This window comes from Blastococcus sp. SYSU DS0552 (assembly GCF_054050815.1).
In genome coordinates this window covers 274,113-293,993 of sequence record NZ_JBJHAB010000002.1, presented here as the reverse complement: position 1 = coordinate 293,993, position 19,881 = coordinate 274,113, and the positions used below count along the sequence as shown (strand labels likewise).

Annotated in this window: 18 protein-coding genes and 2 tRNA genes; 4 read left to right on the top strand and 16 right to left on the bottom strand. The window is 74.9% G+C overall.

The window, feature by feature from the left end; all coding sequences use genetic code 11:
• Positions 1 to 2: 2 nt before the first annotated feature.
• The 3 genes from ACI8AG_RS03615 to ACI8AG_RS03605 form a co-directional block, all read right to left on the bottom strand.
• Positions 3 to 983 (bottom strand): ribose-phosphate diphosphokinase, encoded by a 981-nt coding sequence (locus ACI8AG_RS03615; protein ID WP_456590856.1) that lies wholly within the window; start codon positions 981 to 983, stop codon positions 3 to 5.
• 13 nt (positions 984 to 996) lie between these two features.
• Positions 997 to 2,505 carry a bifunctional UDP-N-acetylglucosamine diphosphorylase/glucosamine-1-phosphate N-acetyltransferase GlmU gene (gene glmU, locus ACI8AG_RS03610; RefSeq protein WP_456595946.1) on the bottom strand — a complete coding sequence of 503 codons (1,509 nt, stop codon included), beginning with the start codon at positions 2,503 to 2,505 and terminating at the stop codon, positions 997 to 999.
• Between the two features lie 31 nt (positions 2,506 to 2,536).
• Positions 2,537 to 2,609, bottom strand: a tRNA-Gln gene (locus ACI8AG_RS03605).
• Between the two features lie 231 nt (positions 2,610 to 2,840).
• Between ACI8AG_RS03605 and ACI8AG_RS03600 the strand changes: the two genes are divergently transcribed.
• Positions 2,841 to 3,806: an acyl-CoA desaturase gene (locus ACI8AG_RS03600; RefSeq protein WP_456595945.1), complete on the top strand. Its 966-nt coding sequence runs from the start codon at positions 2,841 to 2,843 to the stop codon at positions 3,804 to 3,806.
• A 36-nt stretch (positions 3,807 to 3,842) separates the two neighbouring features.
• On the opposite strand, the gene ACI8AG_RS03595 is transcribed toward ACI8AG_RS03600, so the two are convergent.
• From ACI8AG_RS03595 to ACI8AG_RS03565, 7 genes are all read right to left on the bottom strand, one after another.
• Positions 3,843 to 4,778, bottom strand: coding sequence for a 4-(cytidine 5'-diphospho)-2-C-methyl-D-erythritol kinase (locus ACI8AG_RS03595; protein WP_456595944.1), 936 nt, complete (start codon positions 4,776 to 4,778; stop codon positions 3,843 to 3,845).
• A complete protein-coding gene (gene rsmA, locus ACI8AG_RS03590; RefSeq protein ID WP_456595943.1) occupies positions 4,775 to 5,611 on the bottom strand; it encodes a 16S rRNA (adenine(1518)-N(6)/adenine(1519)-N(6))-dimethyltransferase RsmA in 837 nt (278 codons plus the stop codon). Before rsmA ends, ACI8AG_RS03595 begins: the two co-directional genes overlap by 4 nt.
• Before the next feature lie 34 nt (positions 5,612 to 5,645).
• Entirely contained in the window at positions 5,646 to 6,737 is a 1,092-nt protein-coding gene (locus tag ACI8AG_RS03585; protein WP_456595942.1) for a ubiquitin-like domain-containing protein, read from the bottom strand.
• Positions 6,738 to 7,081: 344 nt separating this feature from the next.
• Positions 7,082 to 7,921 carry a hypothetical protein gene (locus tag ACI8AG_RS03580; RefSeq protein ID WP_456590862.1) on the bottom strand — a complete coding sequence of 280 codons (840 nt, stop codon included), beginning with the start codon at positions 7,919 to 7,921 and terminating at the stop codon, positions 7,082 to 7,084.
• A 194-nt stretch (positions 7,922 to 8,115) separates the two neighbouring features.
• Positions 8,116 to 9,000, bottom strand: a complete 885-nt coding sequence (locus ACI8AG_RS03575) for a TatD family hydrolase (protein ID WP_456595941.1) — start codon at positions 8,998 to 9,000, stop codon at positions 8,116 to 8,118.
• On the bottom strand, positions 8,997 to 10,796 hold the full coding sequence (gene metG, locus ACI8AG_RS03570; protein WP_456595940.1) for a methionine--tRNA ligase: 1,800 nt from the start codon (positions 10,794 to 10,796) through the stop codon (positions 8,997 to 8,999). The genes ACI8AG_RS03575 and metG overlap by 4 nt, the downstream gene beginning before the upstream one ends.
• A 60-nt stretch (positions 10,797 to 10,856) precedes the next feature.
• Entirely contained in the window at positions 10,857 to 11,513 is a 657-nt protein-coding gene (locus ACI8AG_RS03565) for a hypothetical protein (RefSeq protein WP_456595939.1), read from the bottom strand.
• A 210-nt stretch (positions 11,514 to 11,723) separates the two neighbouring features.
• Here ACI8AG_RS03565 and corA point away from each other — a divergent pair, with 210 nt between their 5' ends.
• A complete protein-coding gene (corA, locus tag ACI8AG_RS03560) occupies positions 11,724 to 12,845 on the top strand; it encodes a magnesium/cobalt transporter CorA (protein ID WP_456595938.1) in 1,122 nt (373 codons plus the stop codon).
• 37 nt (positions 12,846 to 12,882) lie between these two features.
• Here the strand turns inward: corA and ACI8AG_RS03555 are convergent, their stop codons facing one another.
• Both ACI8AG_RS03555 and rsmI read right to left on the bottom strand, forming a co-directional pair.
• Positions 12,883 to 13,716 (bottom strand): endonuclease domain-containing protein, encoded by an 834-nt coding sequence (locus tag ACI8AG_RS03555; RefSeq protein WP_456595937.1) that lies wholly within the window; start codon positions 13,714 to 13,716, stop codon positions 12,883 to 12,885.
• A 182-nt stretch (positions 13,717 to 13,898) separates the two neighbouring features.
• Positions 13,899 to 14,738, bottom strand: coding sequence for a 16S rRNA (cytidine(1402)-2'-O)-methyltransferase (rsmI, locus tag ACI8AG_RS03550; RefSeq protein ID WP_456590868.1), 840 nt, complete (start codon positions 14,736 to 14,738; stop codon positions 13,899 to 13,901).
• A gap of 52 nt (positions 14,739 to 14,790) precedes the next feature.
• Between rsmI and ACI8AG_RS03545 the strand changes: the two genes are divergently transcribed.
• On the top strand, positions 14,791 to 16,326 hold the full coding sequence (locus ACI8AG_RS03545) for a dolichyl-phosphate-mannose--protein mannosyltransferase (protein ID WP_456595936.1): 1,536 nt from the start codon (positions 14,791 to 14,793) through the stop codon (positions 16,324 to 16,326).
• Positions 16,327 to 16,501: 175 nt separating this feature from the next.
• Positions 16,502 to 17,374, top strand: coding sequence for an AfsA-related hotdog domain-containing protein (locus ACI8AG_RS03540; protein ID WP_456595935.1), 873 nt, complete (start codon positions 16,502 to 16,504; stop codon positions 17,372 to 17,374).
• A gap of 1 nt (position 17,375) precedes the next feature.
• On the opposite strand, the gene ACI8AG_RS03535 is transcribed toward ACI8AG_RS03540, so the two are convergent.
• The 4 genes from ACI8AG_RS03535 to ACI8AG_RS03520 form a co-directional block, all read right to left on the bottom strand.
• On the bottom strand, positions 17,376 to 18,020 hold the full coding sequence (locus tag ACI8AG_RS03535) for a ScbR family autoregulator-binding transcription factor (RefSeq protein ID WP_456590871.1): 645 nt from the start codon (positions 18,018 to 18,020) through the stop codon (positions 17,376 to 17,378).
• A 139-nt stretch (positions 18,021 to 18,159) separates the two neighbouring features.
• Positions 18,160 to 18,233: transfer RNA gene (locus ACI8AG_RS03530), tRNA-Ala, on the bottom strand.
• 112 nt (positions 18,234 to 18,345) lie between these two features.
• Positions 18,346 to 19,059: a hypothetical protein gene (locus tag ACI8AG_RS03525; protein WP_456590872.1), complete on the bottom strand. Its 714-nt coding sequence runs from the start codon at positions 19,057 to 19,059 to the stop codon at positions 18,346 to 18,348.
• Between the two features lie 189 nt (positions 19,060 to 19,248).
• Positions 19,249 to 19,881 (bottom strand): GNAT family N-acetyltransferase, encoded by a 633-nt coding sequence (locus ACI8AG_RS03520; RefSeq protein ID WP_456595934.1) that lies wholly within the window; start codon positions 19,879 to 19,881, stop codon positions 19,249 to 19,251.

The following is a 19,881-nucleotide window of genomic DNA, read 5'->3' as shown; positions in this document are numbered from 1 at the left end:
TGTCAGCTGGCGCCGTCGAACAGGCTGGTGACCGAGCCGTCCTCGAAGACCTCCTTGATCGCCCGCGCGAGCAGCGGGGCGATGGAGAGGACGGTGAGCTTGTCGAACTGCCGCTCCGGCTCGATCGGCAGCGTGTTTGTCACGATGACCTCGCTGACCTTGCTGTTGGACAGCCGCTCGACCGCGGGGCCCGACAGCACGCCGTGCGTGGCCGTGACGATCACGTCGGCGGCGCCCGCTTCGAACAGCGTCTCGGCGGCCTTCACGATCGTGCCGCCGGTGTCGATCATGTCGTCGACCAGGATGCAGACCCGGCCCTCGACCTCACCGACGACGCGGTTGGCGACGACCTCGTTGGCGACCAGCGGGTCGCGGGTCTTGTGGATGAAGGCCAGCGGGGTGCCGCCGAGCTTGTCGCTCCACCGCTCGGAGACCCGGACCCGGCCGGAGTCGGGCGAGACGACGGTGATGTCGCGGTCGCCCCAGCGGTCGCAGACGTGCTTGACCAGCAGGTCGAGGGCGAAGAGGTGGTCGACCGGGCCGTCGAAGAAGCCCTGGATCTGGGCGGTGTGCAGGTCGACGGTCATCAGCCGGTCGGCGCCGGCGGTCTTGAACATGTCGGCGACCAGCCGGGCGGAGATGGGCTCGCGCCCGCGGTGCTTCTTGTCCTGCCGGGCGTAGGGGAAGAACGGCGCGACGACGGTGATCCGCTTGGCCGAGGCGCGCTTGAGCGCGTCGACCATGATCAGCTGCTCCATCAGCCACGTGTTGATCGGGGCGGTGTGGCTCTGCACCACGAAGGCATCGCAGCCGCGCACCGACTCCTCGAAGCGCACGAACAGCTCGCCGTTGGCGAACTCGTAGGCGGCCGTCGGGGTGGGGGTCACGCCCAGGTGACCGGCGATCTCGTCGGCCAGCGCGGGGTAGGCCCGGCCGGAGAAGAGCATCATGCTCTTGTTCGTCGTCTGCCGGATGGCGCTCATCGGCTCGCTGCCCCTAGCTGTCGGAGTCCGCACGGGAGGGCCCGGACCGGTCCTCCCCGGGTGCCTCGGTCCGGTTCTCGGCCGCTGCCGCGGCCTCCGCAGCGGGCGAACCGGGCCGTCGGCGACGCACCCAGCCTGCCACATTGCGCTGGGGTGCCCGGGCGACGGCCATCGCCCCGGGGGGCACATCGGAGGTGATGACCGACCCCGCGGCGGTGTAGGCGCCGTCGCCCACCGTGACCGGCGCCACGAACATGTTGTCGGCGCCGGTGCGCGCGTGGTCGCCGATCGTCGTGCGGTGCTTGGCCACGCCGTCGTAGTTGACGAACACGGTGGCCGCCCCGATGTTGGTGTCGCGGCCGATCGTGGCGTCGCCGACGTAGGACAGGTGCGGGATCTTCGCGCCCTCCCCCACCTGCGCGTTCTTCGTCTCCACGAAGGTGCCGACCTTCGCCCCGGCCGCGAGGTCGGTGCCCGGCCGCAGGTAGGCGAACGGGCCGACCGAGACCCGCGGACCGATCCGCGCACCGACCGCGTGCGCCCGCACCACGGTGGCCCCCTCCCCCACCTCGGTGTCGACCAGCGTGGTGTCCGGGCCCACGTGGGCAGCATCACCCACCGAGGTCACCCCCTGGAGGTGCGTGCCGGGCTCCAGGACGGCGTCGCGGCCCACCGTCACGGTGACGTCGACCCACGTGGTGAGCGGGTCGACGACGGTGACGCCGCTGCGCATGAGCTCGGCGAGCACCCGGTCGTTGAGGGTGCGCCGGCGGGCGGCCAGCTCCACCCGGTCGTTGCAGCCGAGCACGTCGTCGGGATCCTCGGCACCCACCCCGCCGACCGGCGCCCCGTCGCCGACGAGCAGACCGAGGACGTCGGTGACGTAGAGCTCGCCCTGGTCGTTGCCGGCGTCGATGCGGCCCAGCGACGACCGGAGGACCGCGGCGTCGCCGACGTAGACGCCGGCGTTGATCTCGCGGATCGCCCGCTGCTCCGGTGTGGCGTCGCGCTGCTCCACGATCGCGCGCACCCGGCCGTCGGCGTCCCGCACGATGCGGCCCAGACCGGTCGGGTCGGCCACCTCCGCGGTGAGGACCGTGAGCACGTTCCCCGCCCGCAGGTGCTCGTCCACCAGGCGCGCCACGGTCGCCGCCCGGAGCAGCGGTGCGTCACCGTTGACCAGCAGCACCGGCCCCTCGAGTTCCGGGACCGCGGCCAGGGCGACCGCGGCCGCGTGCCCCGAGCCCAGCTGCTCCTCCTGGACGACGGGCAGCGCGGTGGGCGCGATCTGCGCCAGGTGCTCCTCGACCTGGTCGCGACCGGAGCCGACCACCACGACCGTCGCGCCGGCGCCGAGCGGCTCCGTGGCGGCGAGCACGTGGCCGAGCATGCTGCGCCCGCCCAGCGGGTGCAGCACCTTCGGGGTGGTCGAGCGCATGCGGGTGCCCTGCCCGGCGGCCAGGACGACGACGGCGGCCACCGCCGGCGCGGCGTGGGCAGGGGCCGGCTGCACGTGGGTCACGGAACTCCTCGATCGGCGTCGGCGGGTTGCGCTGGGGGACTCGGACTCGAACCGAGACTTCCCGGCTCCAAAGGCCGGCGGGCTGCCGATTACCCCATCCCCCATCCCCGGGCCGTGCCGGCCCGGAGGGCGCCGGGGAGCGGCGCCCGGGACGAGCCTAGGGCCCCGCCGGCGTGGGCAGCACCCGCGTGGGGACCGATCCCCCGCCGTCGGCTCGCCGACTCACCCAGGGTGCCGTACGTTACGGCCACGCAGCCGGGCCCCAGTGCGCGCCGGCCGATCCCCCACCGGTCGCCCTCGGAGGCCCCTTGTCTGCTCCTGCCCGCACCCGGCCCATGGCTCCTCCGCGTCCCGCGGAACCGCACGCCGGGCTCCCGGCCAACGCGATCGGCCGACGCAAGAGCGTCCTGGAGATCGTCACCCTCTACGTCTTCGTGGTGGTGCCCTTCCTCGCCCTGGCGGCCGTCGTCCCGGCCGTGTGGGGCTGGGGCCTGTCCTGGCTCGACGTGGGGCTCGCCGTCGGCTTCTACTTCTTCACGCTCCTCGGCGTGACCGTGGGCTACCACCGGTACTTCACGCACGGCTCCTTCAAGGCCAAGCGCCGGCTCCGGCTGCTGCTGGCCGTCGCCGGTTCCATGGCGGTGCAGGGCCCGGTCGTGCAGTGGGTGGCCGACCACCGGCGGCACCACGCCTTCTCCGACCGCGACGGCGACCCGCACTCGCCGTGGCGCTACGGCAGCGACGCCCGCGCGCTGCTCAAGGGCATGTTCCACGCCCACCTCGGCTGGCTGTTCGAGCGGCGCAAGACCAGCCAGGAGCGCTACGCACCCGACCTGATGAAGGACTCCGCGCTGGTCACCACCGACCGGCTGTTCGTGGTGTGGGCGGCGATCAGCCTGTTCCTCCCGGCCGTCATCGGCGGCCTGGTGACGATGAGCTGGGCCGGCGCCTGGACGGCGTTCTTCTGGGCGGGGCTGGTCCGCATCGCGCTGCTGCACCACGTCACCTGGTCGATCAACTCGATCTGCCACGTGGTCGGCGACCGCCCGTTCGTCTCCCCGGGCCGTGACCGCGCGACGAACTTCTGGCCGCTGGCGATCCTCAGCGCGGGCGAGTCGTGGCACAACCTCCACCACGCCGACCCAACCTGCGCCCGGCACGGTGTGCTGCGCGGGCAGATCGACATCAGCGCCCGCACCATCTGGGTGTTCGAGAAGCTCGGCTGGGCCTGGAACGTCAAGTGGCCCGACCCCGTGCGGCTGGCGGCCAAGCGGCGGCTGCCCGCGGCCACCGGCAGCTGAGCTCCGGAGCCCGCGGGGCGATCCCGCGGGCTCCCGTCAGGCGGTCGGCCGGGCCCCGGGGACCGGGCCCGTGACGGCCCGCACCGTGCGGAACGCGCCGACGCCGGCGAGCTCGGCCGCGAGCCGGACGGCGGACCGCTCGTCGGCCGCGAGCGCGGCCACCGTGGGTCCCGAGCCGCTCACCAGCGCGGCGCGGGCGCCGGCGTCCTCGGCCGCGTGCAGCGCCCGGCGCAGCTCCGGCCGCAGGGCCAGGGCGGCCGGCTGCAGGTCGTTGACCAGGGCAGCGGCGAGCTCCGTCGTCGAGCCCGAGCGCAGCGCGGCGAGCACCGGGTCGGCCGGCGTCGGCCCGGCCGCGTCGGGCAGCCGGCCGGCGGCGCGCATCCGGTCGAGCTCGGCGTAGACGGCCGGGGTGGACAACCCCTCCCCGGCGATGCCGAGCACCCAGTGCCAGCGCCCGTCGGTGAGCACCGGTGAGACCTGCTCCCCCCGGCCCGTGCCCAGGGCGACGCCGCCGACGAGGGCGAACGGCACGTCGCTGCCCAGCTCGGCGGCGAGCGACAGCAGGTCCTCGCGGCCGGCCCGGGTCCCCCAGAGCGCGTCCAGCGCCACCAGCGTCGCCGCCGCGTCGGCGCTGCCGCCGGCCAGCCCCGCGGCGACCGGGATGCTCTTGGCCACCTCCAGGTCGGCGTCGGCGCGGACGCCCGCGTGCGCGGCGAGCAGCTCCGCGGCCCGCCAGACCAGGTTGGTGCGGTCGGCGGGCACCTGTCCCGGACCGTCGGCCGCGCCGGCCCCTTCCCCGGTCACCCGCAGGGACAGCCCCTCGCCCGGCCGCGCGGTGACGGTGTCGTGCAGCGACACGGCGAGGTAGACGGTCTGCAGCGCGTGGAACCCGTCGGCGCGCAGGGGTCCCACGCCCAGGTGCACGTTGATCTTCGCCGGCGCCCGGACGACCACCGCGTCCCGGCCGCTCACGGCTGCACCGCTCCAGTGCCGGCCAGCCGGGCGAAGTCGGCGAGGGAGAGCTGCTCACCGCGGGCGGTGGGCTCGATGCCGGCGGCGCGGAGGCGCGCCTCGGCCGCGGCGGGGCCGCCCGCCCAGCGGGCCAGCGCCGCCCGCAAGCCCTTGCGCCGCATGCCGAAGGCCGCGTCCACCACGGCGAAGGTCGCCTCCCGGTCCCCCGGTGGGGGCGGCCGGCGGACGAGGGCGACCAGCCCCGAGTCGACGTTGGGCTCGGGCCAGAAGACCCGGCGGCCGACGTTGCCGGCGCGGCGCACCTCGCCGTACCAGGCGGCCTTGACCGAGGGGACGCCGTACGCGGACGTCCCGGGCGCGGCGGCCAGCCGTTCGGCCACCTCCGCCTGCACGAGCACCAGCGCCCGGTCGAGGGTGGGCAGCAGCTCCAGCAGGTGCAGCAGCACCGGCACCGCGATGTTGTAGGGCAGGTTCGCCACCAGCGCGGTGGGCGGGGGCCCGGGCAGCTCCTGGACCCGCAGCGCGTCGGCCTGGACCACGGTGAGCCGGTCGACGAGGTCGGGGCGGCGCGCGGCGACGGTCTCGGGCAGGAGCGCGGCCAGCCGCGGGTCGATCTCCACCGCCGTCACCTGCGCGGCGGCCGGCAGCAGGCCGAGGGTCAGCGAGCCCAGCCCGGGACCCACTTCGAGGACGACGTCGTCGGGCCGCAGGTCCGCGGTCCGCACGATCCGCCGGATCGTGTTGGCGTCGTGCAGGAAGTTCTGCCCGAGGGTCTTGGTGGGGCGCAGGTCGAGCCGCTGGGCCAGCTCGCGGATGGCGGCCGGGCCCAGCAACCCGTCCGGCTGCTCGGGTGCGGTGCTCAGCGGATCAGCTGAACAGGCGGGGGCCGCAGTGCGGCCACTGGCCCGCTCCGGAGCGCTGGTACAGCAGCTGGGCGCGGTAGGTCTGCTCGTCGGCCGACGCGGCCGCCGGGTCACCGGTCCCCCCGACCGCGTTCCAGGTGGCCTGCGAGAACTGGTACATGCCGCGGTACTTGCCGGTGCCACTGACCGCGTTCGGGCGCCCGCCGGACTCGCACGCCGCCAGCGCCGACCAGTTGAGGCCGTCGGCGGCAGGGCGGTTGGTCGGGCGGGCCTTGGTGCCGACCGTGACGTGCTCGTCGACCGGCGCGCGGGTCACGGTGCGGGAGAGTTCCTCGCGGCTGGTCTCGCGACCGTCGACGACGGTCACCCGGTAGGTCGTCGACTGCTCGCCGTCGACGCCCGGGACGGTCACCGTCTCGTCACCCTGGAACGCCTCGGCGTCCTTGGTCTCCACCCGCCCGTGGGCGATGGGGGTCGTCTCGGTGACCTCGGAGACCTGCACCCGGTACACCTGCAGCCGCATGCGGTTGAGCAGGGCCTGGGACGGCCGCAGGCTGGTGCGGTCGGTCTCGCCGAGCGCGATGCCCTGCTCGGCGAGCAGGTCGCCGGCCGTGGCGGCGGTGGTGGTGACCACCCGTTCCTGCCCGTCGGCGACGAGCACGACGTCCTTCGGCGTGGTGATGCTCAGCTGCATCCCCTCCAGCGGGAGGCGATCGCTGCGGCTGGCCGAGAGCACCAGGCCGTCGGTGCGGAAGCCCAGCTGGTCCAGCGCCTCCTCGACCGACAGGGCGGTGACCTGCACCTGGCGCGAGACGCCGTCCACGGTCAGCTCGAGCGGCCGGGCCCGGGTGAGGACGACGGCGTCGCCGTCGGCCACCGCCTGATCGGGCGACGGGAGCACGACGTCGTGGGCGGTGAGCGTGAGCCCCTCGTCCTCCAGCACCTCGGCCACCGTGCCGGCGTAGGTGCCGACGTCCCGGGTCTGCCCGTCCACGGTCAGCGAGACGGACTTCTGGGCGAGGAAGAAGGCCAGCGTCCCGCCCACCAGTCCGAGCAGGACGAGGGCGAAGAGGCTGAGCTGCAAGGAGCGGCGCACGACACTTCCAGGGGTCACAGAACCCGGGCAGGAGGGTAACGGGGCCGCCGGAGCGGCCTCGGCCGCTCGGCGGCCCGGGCGGCGGCCGGCGGATTCCCCGCGATGGCGCCACCCGGTCGTTCCTCCACCCCGGCTGTCGGTCACGACACGATAACGAACACTCTGCGCGTGGCGATGGTGCACGAGCAGTGAAGCAGCAGTCGGCGCCTCCACTGTGTCGACTCGCCGACACGAGCAGTGACGACCGCGCCGGGATCGGGCGCCGTGCGGGACGACCGCCGCCCGGATGCGCGGTGATCAAGCACACGGCGTCAGGGGTGCCCCGGACGGGCACGCGGCCGATCTCAGCCGGCGAGCGCGACCGCGCTGGACCGCACCGGCCGCAGCCAGCTCAGCAGGAAGGCGGCCACCGCGAGCCCCGCGGCCAGCGCGGAGAAGCCCCCGGCCACGAACGCGACGGGCAGCACGTCGAAGCCCTCGCCGATCTGGTCCCCCAGGTCCAGGCCGACCCGGAGCAGCAGCGTGCCCAGCGGCAGCAGGGCGCTCACGCTCGCGGCGGCGACGACCAGGTGCGCCGTCCACGTGCGCAGCGCCTCGTCCACGGGCACGTCGGCGCCGTCGGCGGGCAGCGGACGGAGGAGGGCGCGCAGCAGCGCCACCTCGGCCAGCAACCAGGCGGCCAGCGGCACGGCGACGGCCGCCCAGGCCACGGCACCCCCGAGGTCACCCGAGGACCACAACCACCCGGCCAGCAGCAGCTCGGCGGCGACCACCACCCGCATCGTCCACACCAGCCAGCCCGAGATCTGCTCCCCCTGGCGCGGTCGCCGGGCCGGCGAGCTCAGCTGCCAGCGCGGTCGCGGCCGGGTGACCTCGGCCAGCAGGACGCCCGCCAGCGAGCCGACCACGAGCAGCGGCAGCCACAGGAACACCGAGGCCTCGGCGAGCACCACCACGCTGGCCACGATCCCGGCGATGCCCAGGAGCAGGCCCAGCCACCGCCAGCGACGGCCGTGCAGCGCCTGACGCTGCAGGACCGCGGCCCCCTCCCGGGTGGGCTGGGCCAGCTCCACCCCCGCGGCGGCGACGGCCCGCCGCCCGGCCGCCAGCCCCCAGGCGCGGGCCAGCAGGACGCCCGGCACCAGCAGAGCGACGAAGACCACGACGGCGATGAGACGACCCACGGTGTTGATTGTCGTCCTACCGGACGACACCGCCACCAATTGCCATCCCCATTTGCGCGGAGCCCTCCCCGTCCCGCCCCGGGGAGCCATCCGGGCCCCCGCTCGGCGGGACCCGCTCCGCGGTGACGGGATGGAACGGCCACCCTTCGGGGACCCGCACCGAGCGGAGCGAGGCGCGGGGGGAGGGTGGCCTTCTACCAGCTGCCGAAGACGCGCTCGGCGGTGGCGGTGAGGGCGTGGCAGAGCTCCGTCAGGTCGGTCCCGGTCACCTCGGCGAGTGCGCGGACCGTGTGCGGCACCAGCCGGGAGGCGTTGGGGCGACCCCGGAACGGCACCGGGGTCAGGAACGGGGAGTCGGTCTCCACCAGCAGCTGGCCGACCGGGGTCAGGGCCGCGGCCTCGCGCAGGTAGCCGGCGTTGGCGAAGGTCAGCGTGCCGGCGAAGGAGAGCACGTACCCGCGCGCCACGCACGCCCGCGCGAACGCCGCGTCACCGGAGAAGCAGTGCATGACGACGTGCTCGGGCGCGCCCTCGTCGTCGACGACCCGGAGGATCTCCTCGTGCGCGTCCCGGTCGTGGATGACCAGCGCGACGCCGTGCTCCTTGGCGATGCGGATGTGCGCCCGGAACGACGCCTCCTGGGCGGCCCACCCGTCGGGACCGGTGCGGAAGCGGTCCAGCCCCGTCTCCCCCACCGCCCGCACGCGCGGCAGCGCCGCCAGGCGGTCGATCTCGGCGAGCGCGTCGTCGTCCGCCTTCCCCGCGCCGGCCTCGTTCGGGTGCAGCGCGACGGCGGCGAGCACGTTGGGGTGCCGGGCCGCCAGCTCGGCCGACCACCGGGACGACGCGACGTCGACACCGACCTGCACCAGCCGGGGGATCCCGACCGCCTCCGCCGCGGCGATCTCCGCGTCGACGGCGGCGTCGGACGCCCACTCGCCGTGCTCACCGTCGGCCGGCCGCTCCCCCAGGACGATGTCCAGGTGGGTGTGGCTGTCCAGCGCCGGCGCCGGCAGCGGCTCCGGGGACGGCGGCGCCTCGCCCCGCTTGTTGGCGCGGGCGGAGGCCGACCGGCTCACTGCGCCTTCTCCTCCAGCCGGGCCAGCTCCTCGGCGACGACGGAGTCGTCGAGCTTCTTGAAGATCGGCGTCGGCGGGGCCAGCGGGGTGCCCGACGGCGGGAGCGGGGTGGAGCCCCAGCCGGCCTGCCCCTCGTCGTAGTCCCCGGTGATGATGGGGTACGGCGAGCCGTCGTCGAGGTCGGTGACCTCCTCGATCCGCGGGGCGGGCGACCACACCCCCGTGCCGCCGAGCAGCTCGTGCACCTTCTGCGCGGAGTGCGGGAGGAACGGGGTCAGCAGGGCGTTGCAGTCCTTGATCGCCTGCAGCGCGGTGTGCAGGACGGTGTCCCGGCGGGCCGGGTCCTCCTTGAGCTTCCACGGCGCCTGGTCCGACAGGTACTTGTTCGCCTCGGCGACCACCCGCATCGCCTCGCCGATCGCGGCCTTCTGCCGATTCCTGGAGAGCAGCTCACCGACCGGCGCGAACGCCCCCGCCGTCGTGGCCAGCAGCGCGCGGTCGGCGTCGGTGAGCTCTCCCGCGGTCGGGATCGCGCCCACGTTCTTGGCCGACATCGAGACCGTGCGGTTGACCAGGTTGCCCCAGCCGGCGACGAGCTCGTCGTTGTTGCGGCGCAGGAACTCCGCCCAGGTGAAGTCGGTGTCCTGGTTCTCCGGCCCGGCCACGGCGATGAAGTAGCGCAGCGCGTCGGCGTCGTACCGGGCCAGGAAGTCCCGCACGTAGATGACCACGTTGCGGGAGGACGAGAACTTGCGCCCCTCCATGGTGAGGAACTCGCTGGAGACCACCTCGGTGGGCAGGTTGAGCCGGCCGAGCGAGCCCGGCGTCCCGCCCTTGTCGCCCTCGCCGTTGTAGCCGAGCAGCTGGGCGGGCCAGATCTCGGAGTGGAAGACGATGTTGTCCTTGCCCATGAAGTAGTAGGCGGACGCATCCGGCGTCTGCCACCACTGGCGCCAGGCGTCCGGGTCCCCGGAGCGGCGGGCCCACTCGATCGACGCCGACAGGTAGCCGACGACGGCGTCGAACCAGACGTAGATGCGCTTGTCGTTGCGATCGCGCCAACCGTCCAGCGGCACCGGGACGCCCCAGTCGATGTCGCGGGTGTAGCTGCGCGGCTTGAGGTCCTCCAGCAGGTTGACGCTGAAGTTGAGGACGTTGGGCCGCCAGCTCTTCCGGGTGGCGAGCCAGTCGCCGAGCGCCCGGGTGAAGGCGGGCAGGTCGAGGAAGTAGTGCTCCTCCTCGACGAACTTCGGCGTCTCGCCGTTGATCTTGCTGACCGGATTGATCAGCTCGACCGGGTCGAGCTGGTTGCCGCAGTTGTCGCACTGGTCGCCGCGCGCGCCGTCGTACCCGCAGATCGGGCAGGTGCCCTCGATGTAGCGGTCGGGCAGGGTGCGGCCGGTCGAGGGGCTGATCGCGCCGAGCGTCGTCTTCGGGAAGACGTAGCCGTTCTTCAGCAGGCCGAGGAAGATCTCCTGGCTGATCTGCGCGTGGTTGGCCGTCGTCGTCCGGGTGAACAGGTCGTAGCTCAACCCCAGCGACTGCAGGTCGCCCACGATGATCCGGTTGTTCCGGTCGGCGATCTGCCGGGGCGTGATCCCCTCGGCGTCGGCGGCGACCGTGATCGGGGTGCCGTGCTCGTCGGTGCCGCTCACCATCAGCACCCGGTCACCGGCCATCCGGTGGTAGCGGCTGAAGACGTCGGAGGGGACGCCGAAGCCGGAGACGTGGCCGATGTGCCGCGGGCCGTTGGCGTAGGGCCACGCGACGGCGGTCAGGATGTGCCGATCACTCACGCCGGTGAGCCTAGGCGGCGCGCTCGCCGCCGGTCGCCCGGGCGGGCGGCCGACGCCGGGTCAGGGCTGCGAGACGACGCTCGCCGCGGGTCCCGCCGGCTCGACGTCGGCCGGCTGGAGGACCGCGAGGCCGCCCAGCACGAGGGCGATGCACCCGAGGGTGAGCGCGCACAGCGACCGGTGGACGGTCACCGGATCGGGACGGCGCACGCGGACCCGCGGCCCCCGCAGCACCCAGGCCCGGGCGGTGGGCGCGTCCACGAGCAGCAGTTTCCCGATCGGTAGCGCGAAGGCGGCCGCGAACAGCAGCGGCAGCGGCAGCCCCCCGGTCAGCGCGGTCGGCAGCGGCAGCAGGACCGCCATGCCGCCCAGCACCGACACCGCGGCGAGCTCGACCACCGAGGTGACGACGAGCAGCTTCCGGTCGGACCCCTCGATCAGCGCCGCCCCGGCACCGGCGGTGAGCACGATCCACCCGGCCAGCACGAACAGGGCGCCGGCCACGACCCAGCCGGCCGGGCGCACCGGGGTGGCGAGCACGGCATCGGCCCGGGTCAGGCCGACCGCGAGCAGGCCGACGGCCTCGAGGACGGCGAGCACCCCCGCCGCGAGCACCGGGACCGGGAACCGCCGCGTTGCGGCATCCGGCGCGGGCCGCGTCGCGTCGAGCTGCGGCGCCCGAGCGGCGGTGCGGACGTCGAGGACGGTGCTCGCCACGAGAAAATCTCTCCCTGACCGGTCGGGGGTGTCCCCCGACTGGACGGTCGATCGCGGAGGTGGCTGGAGCACCGCCCGGGCCGGCTCCCCCTTTCGGGTGGGACCGAGGTCGCCGGGCCGCGCGCAGGACGGGCCGCGTGGGCCGGGTACCCCGTGCGCGCCTACGCTCCTACTCCCGGACGACGACCCGCGAGGAAGGCGGCACCCGCGATGAGCACCCGGGACCAGCACCCGGCCGCCCCCCGGGGGCCGGTCGTCGGCGCGACAGCGGCAACCCCGCCGACCCTGCGTCCCCAGCCGGCCGGCCTCCCGCACGGTCGGCCCACCCGCCGCCCGGCCGACGGCGCGGTCGTCGACTGCGCCGTCTACGTGGACGGCCGGCGGCAGGAGGCCGTGGCCCCCGACGCCGCGCTGCGGATGGCCGAGGAGCGCGGCGGCTTCGTATGGCTCGGCCTCTACGCACCGAGCGAGGAGGAGCTGGGAGCGATCGCCGAGCGGTACGACCTGCACCCGCTCGCGGTCGAGGACGCCGTGTACGCCCACCAGCGCCCGAAGCTGGAGCCCTACGACGACGCCCTGTTCATGGTGCTCAAGACCGCGACGTACGTGGAGCACGAGGAGCTCACCGCCACCAGCGAGGTCGTCGACACCGGCGAGGTGATGGTCTTCCTCGGCCCGCGGTACGTGATCACGGTGCGGCACGGGGAGCACGGCGGCCTCGCGCACCTGCGGCAGCGGCTCGAGGAGCAGCGGGAACTGCTGTGCCTGGGGCCGTCGGCGGTGCTGTACGCGGTCGCCGACCTCGTCGTCGACACGTTCGTGGAGGTGGCGGCCGCGGTCGAGGAGGACGTCGAGGAGCTGGAGGCGTCGGTCTTCAGCCCCGAGCGCACCGACGACATCGGCCGGCTGTACCAGCTCAAGCGGGAGCTGGTGTCACTGCGACGGGCGGTCTCCCCCCTGGAGGTCCCGCTGCAGAAGCTCGCCGAGCGGCCGGTCGACGTCGTTCCCGCGGCGATGCGCTCCTACTTCCGCGACGTGCTCGACCACGCCCTCCGGGTGCGGGACCAGGTCGGTGGCCTCGACGAACTGCTCACGTCGATCCTGCAGGCATCGCTCGCGCGGACGACCATGGCCGACAACGAGGACATGCGGAAGATCTCCGCCTACGCGGGCATCATCGCCGTCCCCACCGCGATCGCCGGCATCTACGGCATGAACTTCGACTACATGCCGGAGCTGCGCTGGCCGTGGGCCTACCCGGCCGTGCTGCTGCTGATCGCGACGATCATCACGCTGCTGTACCGCGGCTTCAAGCGCAACGGCTGGCTGTAGCCGCCTCCCCGCGCCACGGAGTGTGCACTCGTCGGGGTCACCGGCGGCGCGGTACGCCCGGGAACTGCACAGCCGCGGCCAAGCGAGCGAGGAGCTCGGCCGGTCGGTGCAGGTCCGCGGCAGTCACGAAGACGACGCGCCAACCCGCCTCCTGGAGCCGGTTGAGTCGTCGGCGGTCCCGGGCGAACTGACCGGGCTCGCCGTGCCACGCCCCGTCGTACTCGAGAGCCACCATCAACTCGGGCCACGCGAAGTCGACTCGCGCTACGAAGCTCCCTCGATGACGGACTTCGTACTGGGCGACCGGCACGGGCAGCCCGCCGCGGACGACGAGCAGTCGCAGGCGGGTCTCCTGGGGTGACTCGGCGAGCCCGTCGGCCAGCGCGCACGCGCGTCGGGCCTGCGCCGCTCCCGGGCCGCGTGCGACCGCTGCCCGCCGCCCCACCTCGGCCAGGTCGATCACCCGTGCCGCAGCCAGGCGGTCGAGCGCGATGACGGCGTCGTCCCCCGGCAGGGCGGCCGCCACCCGGACGGCGGTCGCCTCGGGACTCGTGACCCGCGCGCCGAGCCGCCAGCGCACGTCCTCCCCCGCCAACGTCGCCCGGCGGACCCGGATCCCGGCGACCCGAACCGGCCGGTTCGACGGGGAGGCGGTCAGCTCCACGTCGTCATCGGGCCCGGCGAGAGCCACGCCCCAGAGGACGGCCGCACTGCAGCCGGTCACGACGGCGTCCGGACGCACGAGCGTCGCGGCGGCCAGGACGCGCAGCTCGTGGTCGACCACGACGTCGCGGTGGACGTAGACATCGCGGAAGAGCCGGCGCCAGGCGCTGCTGCGGAGCTGGTCCGGTGTCAGCAGGCCTTGCGCCACCGCAGCACTGCCCCGGAAGGGGCCGCCGCGGAGAGGTCGGGGCTGCATCGGGGGCCGGGGCACCGCCGAACCGTGCCGGATGCGGCGACCTGCGGGTCGGGCCTGTCCACAGGCGCCGCCGATGTGCGCTTCTCGGTGCCTGTCGCCGCTGGGAGACCCCGGTCAGCGCACAGCGGCTGCGGTCAGGTGGCCTTGGCGGCGACCACGGCGTCGAAGACGGTGCGCTTGGGCAGGCCGGTGCGCTCCATGACCGCCCGGATGGCGTCCTTGCGGGTCGCGCCCGCGGCCTCCTCGGCGGCGACGGCGGCGGCGAGCTCCGGCCCGGTCAGCTCCACCGCCCGCTGCGGCGCACCCGCGATCACGAGCGTGATCTCCCCGCGCACCCCCTCGGCCGCCCAGCCGGCGAGCTCGCCGAGCCCACCGCGCCGCACCTCCTCGTACGTCTTGGTCAGCTCGCGGCAGACCGCGGCCGGCCGGTCCTCGCCGAGGACAGCGGCGGCGTCGGCCAGCGCGTCGGCCAGCCGGTGCGGCGACTCGAAGAACACCATCGTGCGGCGCTCGTCGGCCAGCGCGGTGAACGTCGAGCGCCGCTCCCCCGCCTTGCGCGGCAGGAAGCCCTCGAAGCAGAACCGGTCCACCGGCAGCCCGGAGACCGCCAGCGCGGTCGTCACCGCCGAGGGCCCGGGCACCGAGGTGACGGGGATCCCGGCGTCGATCGCCGCCCGCACGAGCGTGTACCCGGGGTCGGAGACCGACGGCATCCCGGCGTCGGTGAGCAGCAGCACCGTCGCGCCGGAGGCCAGCGCGTCCAGCAGGCCGGGCAGCCGCGCGCGCTCCACCGACTCGTGGAAGGTGACCACCCGGCCGGTGAGCGTGACCTCGAGGTCGGCGGCCAGGCGGTGCAGCCGGCGGGTGTCCTCGCACGCCAGCACGTCGGCCGTGGCCATCGCCGCCCGCAGGCGCGGGCCGACGTCACCGGGCTGCCCCAGGGGCGCCCCACCCAGCACCAGCCGTCCGCTCACCCGTCGAGCCTGTCACGACCGGACCGGTGGCTGCGCCACCTACCCTGACCGCATGGCGGTGCTGGCGCCCGGGCGGGCGGAGTCGGACCCGCAGGCGCCCCCGCAGCCGGCCACCCCCCGGGTGCGCCGCCCGCCGTCCCCCGCGCGCCGCCGCGACGTCGTCCCCCCGCTGCCGGACGACCGGTGGACGGCCTGGACGATCGCCGCCGTCCTCGGCGCGCTGGCGCTGACCCTGCGGCTCTGGGGCATCGGCTACCCCCGGGCGCTGGTCTTCGACGAGGCGTACTACCCACCCCAGGCGCGGGAGCTGCTCACCTGGGGCTTCGAGTACAACCGCGGCTACTCCTACATCGTCCACCCACCGCTGGGCAAGTGGCTGATCGCGCTGGGCGAGCAGGCCTTCGGCTACAACTCGTTCGGCTGGCGCTTCCCGTCCGCGGTGGCCGGCTCGATCGCCGTCGTCATCCTGTTCCGGCTGGCCCGGCGGCTCACCGGCTCGACCGTCGTCGGCCTGTTCGCCGGGGTGCTGCTGCTCGTCGACGGCCTCCAGTTCACGCTCTCGCGGATCGGGCTGCTCGACATCTTCCTGCAGCTGTTCGTGCTGGCCGCCGTCTCCTGCCTGGTCGTCGACCGGGACGTGGTCCGCGCCCGGGTGCGTGCGGCCGCGCCGGTCGGCGCCACCGGCTTCCGGCTGGGCCCGCGCGGGTGGCGGATCGCGGCCGGTGTCCTGTTCGGCTGCGCCTGCGCGGTCAAGTGGAGCGGGGTCTGGTTCCTGGCCTTCTTCGCCGTCCTGTCGCTGTTCTGGGACCGCGCGGCGTGGCGGGAGGCGGGGGCGCCCCGGCCCACGCGGACGGCGGCGCGCCGGGGGTTGCCCGGCGCGCTGTGGGCGCTGGCCGCCGTCCCGGTGCTCACCTACCTGGCCAGCTTCACCGGCTGGTTCCTCGGCGAGACCTCGCAGGGCAGGGCCTGGGCGCAGCAGCACCCGGACACCGCGTTCCCGTGGGTGCCGGACGCCCTGCGCTCGCTGTGGCACGAGCACGCCGAGTGGCTGCGCTTCCACAACGGCCTGTCCAGCCCGCACCCGTGGGAGTCCGGGCCCTGGTCGTGGCTGGTCACCGGCCGGCCGATCCTGCTGTGGAACCCCCAGGGCCTCGTCGACGCCGAGGGCGATCAGGTCATCCGGTACATCCTGATGCTCGGGACGCCGACGCTGTGGTTCCTCTTCGCCCCGGCGACGCTGTGGCTGCTCTGGCGGATCGTCGCCCGGCGGGACCCGGCCGCCCTCACCGTCGCCGTCGGGATCGCGGCGGGCTGGCTGACCTGGTTCGTGAACCTCGAGCGCACGATGTTCCTCTTCTACGCGGCCCCCGCGCTGCCGTTCTTCGTCCTCGCGGTCGCCCTGCTGCTCCAGGACGTCGTGGGCCGGCCGGGCGCCGACGAGTGGCGTCGGCGGGTGGGCCTGGCCACCGCCTGCGGGTACATCGCGATCGTCGTGGCCACCTTCGCGTTCTTCTGGCCGGTGCTGACCGGGCAGCCGCTCTCGCACAGCGAGTGGGTGCAGCGGATGTGGTTCCCCTCCTGGTACTGAGCGGCCCCGCCCGCGCCCGGTGCGCCCGCCCCACCGGTCCGGTGCGTACCGGAACGCCCCGTGCGGCCGGGTTCTGGCCGACACTCGACGCGACGCGCCGAGCCCGGCCGCAGCTCCCGAACCGGAGAACCCCATGACGCCGCCATCCGCACGACCCGCCCTGCACGATCCCGCCGTGGCGCCGCCCGGCGCCGGTTCCCCGACCTGGGTGCCCGTCGAGCAGGCGCTGGTGCACAAGACCGCGCCGGACGAGGTGCTGGCGACCGAGCTGGCGAACCTCGCGGGGGACCGGACCGCCGTGGCGGCGCACTGGCCGGCGGCGCACGGCCGGTACGACCGGCGGGCCGGGACCGTGGGCCACCTGCTGCTGGTCGTCGAGACGATCCGCCAGGCCGGGCTGTGCCTGGCCCACCGCCGGCTGGACGTCCCGCTGGGCGAGCAGTTCGTGTTCCACCGCATCAGCACCCGGCTCGCCGCGCCGCTCGCCGAGCTCCGGGGAGCCGCCCCGGCCGGGACGGTGACCGCCGTCCAGCCCACCGTCCGGCTGCGGGCGGGCCGTCCGTCCCGCGCGTCGCTGCGGGCCGAGATCTGGCACGGGGCGCAGCTCTGGGCGACCGCCGACGCCGACTACTCGTGGCTGCCGCCGGCTGTCTACGCGCGGCTGCGGGCCCTCGGCCGGGACCGCGGCGCCGGCGGCGGGACGCTGGTGCCCAGGCCGCGGGACGCCGCCGAGGGCGACGGCCGCGCCCACCGCTCCCGGGTCGCCGTCGACCTCACCGACCCGACCTACTTCGACCACCCGGTCGACCACCTGCCGGGGATGCTCCTCGTCGGCGCGGCGCTGGCCGCGGTCACGGACCGACCCGATCTGCCCGGAGCCGCCACCCGGCTGGCCGGCCTGGACCTCGCCTTCGACCGGTTCGCCGAGCTCGACCGGCCGACCTGGGTGCGCACGGACGCCGGCAGCGGGCGATCGGACGGCGTGCCCGTGCAGCTGGGGCAGGACGACGACGTCGTCGCCCGGGGGCGGGTGTTCCTCGGCGGCTAGCTCAGGCGAGGGGCTCGGGGCGCAGCTGCGGGAGGATCAGCGCCCAGAAGGAGTCGAGCCGCGACTCCAGGTCGCGTCGAGCGCTCAGCTCCTGGGAGACCTGCTGCATCCCGAAGAAGCTGGCGACGATGACCTGGGCGGTGCCCACCGGGTCGGCCCGGTGGCTGATCTGCCCCCGCTCCTGGCCCTGGGTGATCAGCTGGGTGAGCGCGTGCTGCCAGCCGACGTAGGGCTGGGGCAGCTTCGCCAGCGCCTCCGGCGGCAGCTCGGCCATCAGCCGCTTGGAGGCGCGGGTGACCGGATCGGTCGCGAACTGGCGGCCGGCCACGTACGTGACCGCGACGAGGGCGTCGAGCGCGTCGTCGTGGGAGTCCAGGACGCCGCGCAGCATGACCGGCCACGTCTCGAACATCTGGTGGACGACCGCGACCGCCACGCTCTCCTTGGACTCGAAGTGCCAGTAGAGCGCCCCCTTGGTCATGCCGGTGCCGGCGACGATGTCGCTCAGCGAGGTGGCAGCGTAGCCGCGCTCGCCGAACTCGCGGGCGGCGACGTCGATGATCAGCTGCCGGGTGGCGGCGCTGTCACTGGCCCGCCCCCGCGCGCGCCGCGGGGCGGGTGAGGCCCCGACCGGTGACCGAACCATGGAACCGCCTCCCGTGGGGACGCCGTGGCCCCGTGTCGCGGGGCAGCCTAGCGGTCGGGAGCGGCCGATCGACCCTCCGACGCAACGACGACGGCGCCGCCGGGGGAAGAACCCCCGACGGCGCCGGTCCGTCGTCCGGTGGAGCTGAGGGGATTTGAACCCCTGACCCCCTCGATGCGAACGAGGTGCGCTACCGGTCTGCGCCACAGCCCCTTGCGCGGGAAAGACTACCGCCCGCTTCGCCCGGCCCCGCCACCGGGGCGGGGCCGGCCCCCTGCACGGTCCCACCGCGAGCGTGCGCGCGGTGGGGGGCAGGGGGTGTCTCTCAGCCGTTGGCCGCCCGGGCCGGGCGGTACTCGTCGATGTCGGCGAAACCGATGTCGTCGTCGTCCAGCCCGACGACGGCGCTGTTCTGCCATCCCATGGGCGCCGGCGTCCGCGCGGCCACCACGCGACCAGGCCGCAGGGCGTGCACCGGGGCCAGCGGGATGCTGGGGTGCGACAGGGCCGGCAGCGCCTCCTGGGCGACCGTCTCGTGCACCTCCGGCGACGTGCGCTGGACCGGCGCCGGAGCAGGCCGGGCGGCCGGGCGCGCCGGGCGCGCCGGTGCGCGGAGGGTCTGGCGCGCCGCCGCCCGGGCGGCGCGACGCGCGGCGAGCCGCTCGCGCCGGGCCACCTTGCGCAGCACCAGCACGTACCCGACGGTCGCGGCGGTGGCGACCGCCTGCAGGATCCACAGCCACGGCGTGACCAGCAGGGCGCCGGCCAGCGACGCGAGGGTGAGCAGCACCAGGCCGCCCAGCACCCGGCGGCGCACCGCGTGCACGTCCACCTTGAGCTCGCCGGTGGTGCGCAGGACCTCGCGGTCGATCGACACCCGCTCGGTCGCCGCGTGCCGCACGGCGTCGGCCGCGCGACGCCGCTGCAGGGTCCGCCCCGAGTCAGCAGGCTCGCCCCGGCCCTCCTGCGCGTCGCCGCGGGTCACCACCATGGGCACCAGCACGACGAACCACAGCACGACCAGAGCTGCCAGAAGCACACCCGATCCCATACGACACCACCTGTCACATCAGTCACTCGCCAGGCGAGGCTAAGCAGGGACGGCACCGGGAACCGGGAGGCGCGCGGGCGTGTCGCTGATGTGTTGTGGGACCGGTGTGACGGGAGACGGCGTGTCCGCCGCGCACGGCCCCGCGACGGCGACCACCCGTGCTATGCCGCGAGTCGATCAGTCGACGGGTCGACCCGGCCCCGACCGCTGCCAGCGGTCGAGCACTCCCCGCGGGAGATCCTCGGCGAGCAGCGCGTAGCCCAGGTGGTCCCGCCAGTCGCCGTCGATGTCGAGGTAGCGGCGCAGCAGCCCCTCCTGCTGGAAGCCGAGCCGCTCCACCAGCCGCCGGCTGGGCAGGTTCTCCGGCCGGATGTCGGCCTGGAGCCGGTGCAGCCCGGCCGGACCGAACGCGTGGTCGCACACCAGGGCCACGGCCAGCGAGGCGACCCCGCGACCGGCCACCGAGCGGTCGATCCAGTAGCCGAGGTACCCGGCCCGCAGCGCCCCGCGCACGATGTTGTCCACGGTCACCTGCCCGGCCAGCCGACCCTCGACCCGGACCACGAACGGCAGCGCGGTGCCCAGCCGAGCCCGTCGGGCCATCACCCGCCGCATCGCCCGGTACGCCCCCGGTGTGTGCCGGGCCCGCCACGAGACGGCGGCGGTCGGCTCCCAGGGGCGCAGCCACTCCTCGTTGGCCAGCCGCACCCGGCTCCACTCCGCCGCGTCCCCGCGGCGCGGTGGGTGCAGCTCCACCGGTCCCCAGGCGAGCCGGGCGGGCCAGCCCGGGTGCAGCAGCGGATCGGTCAC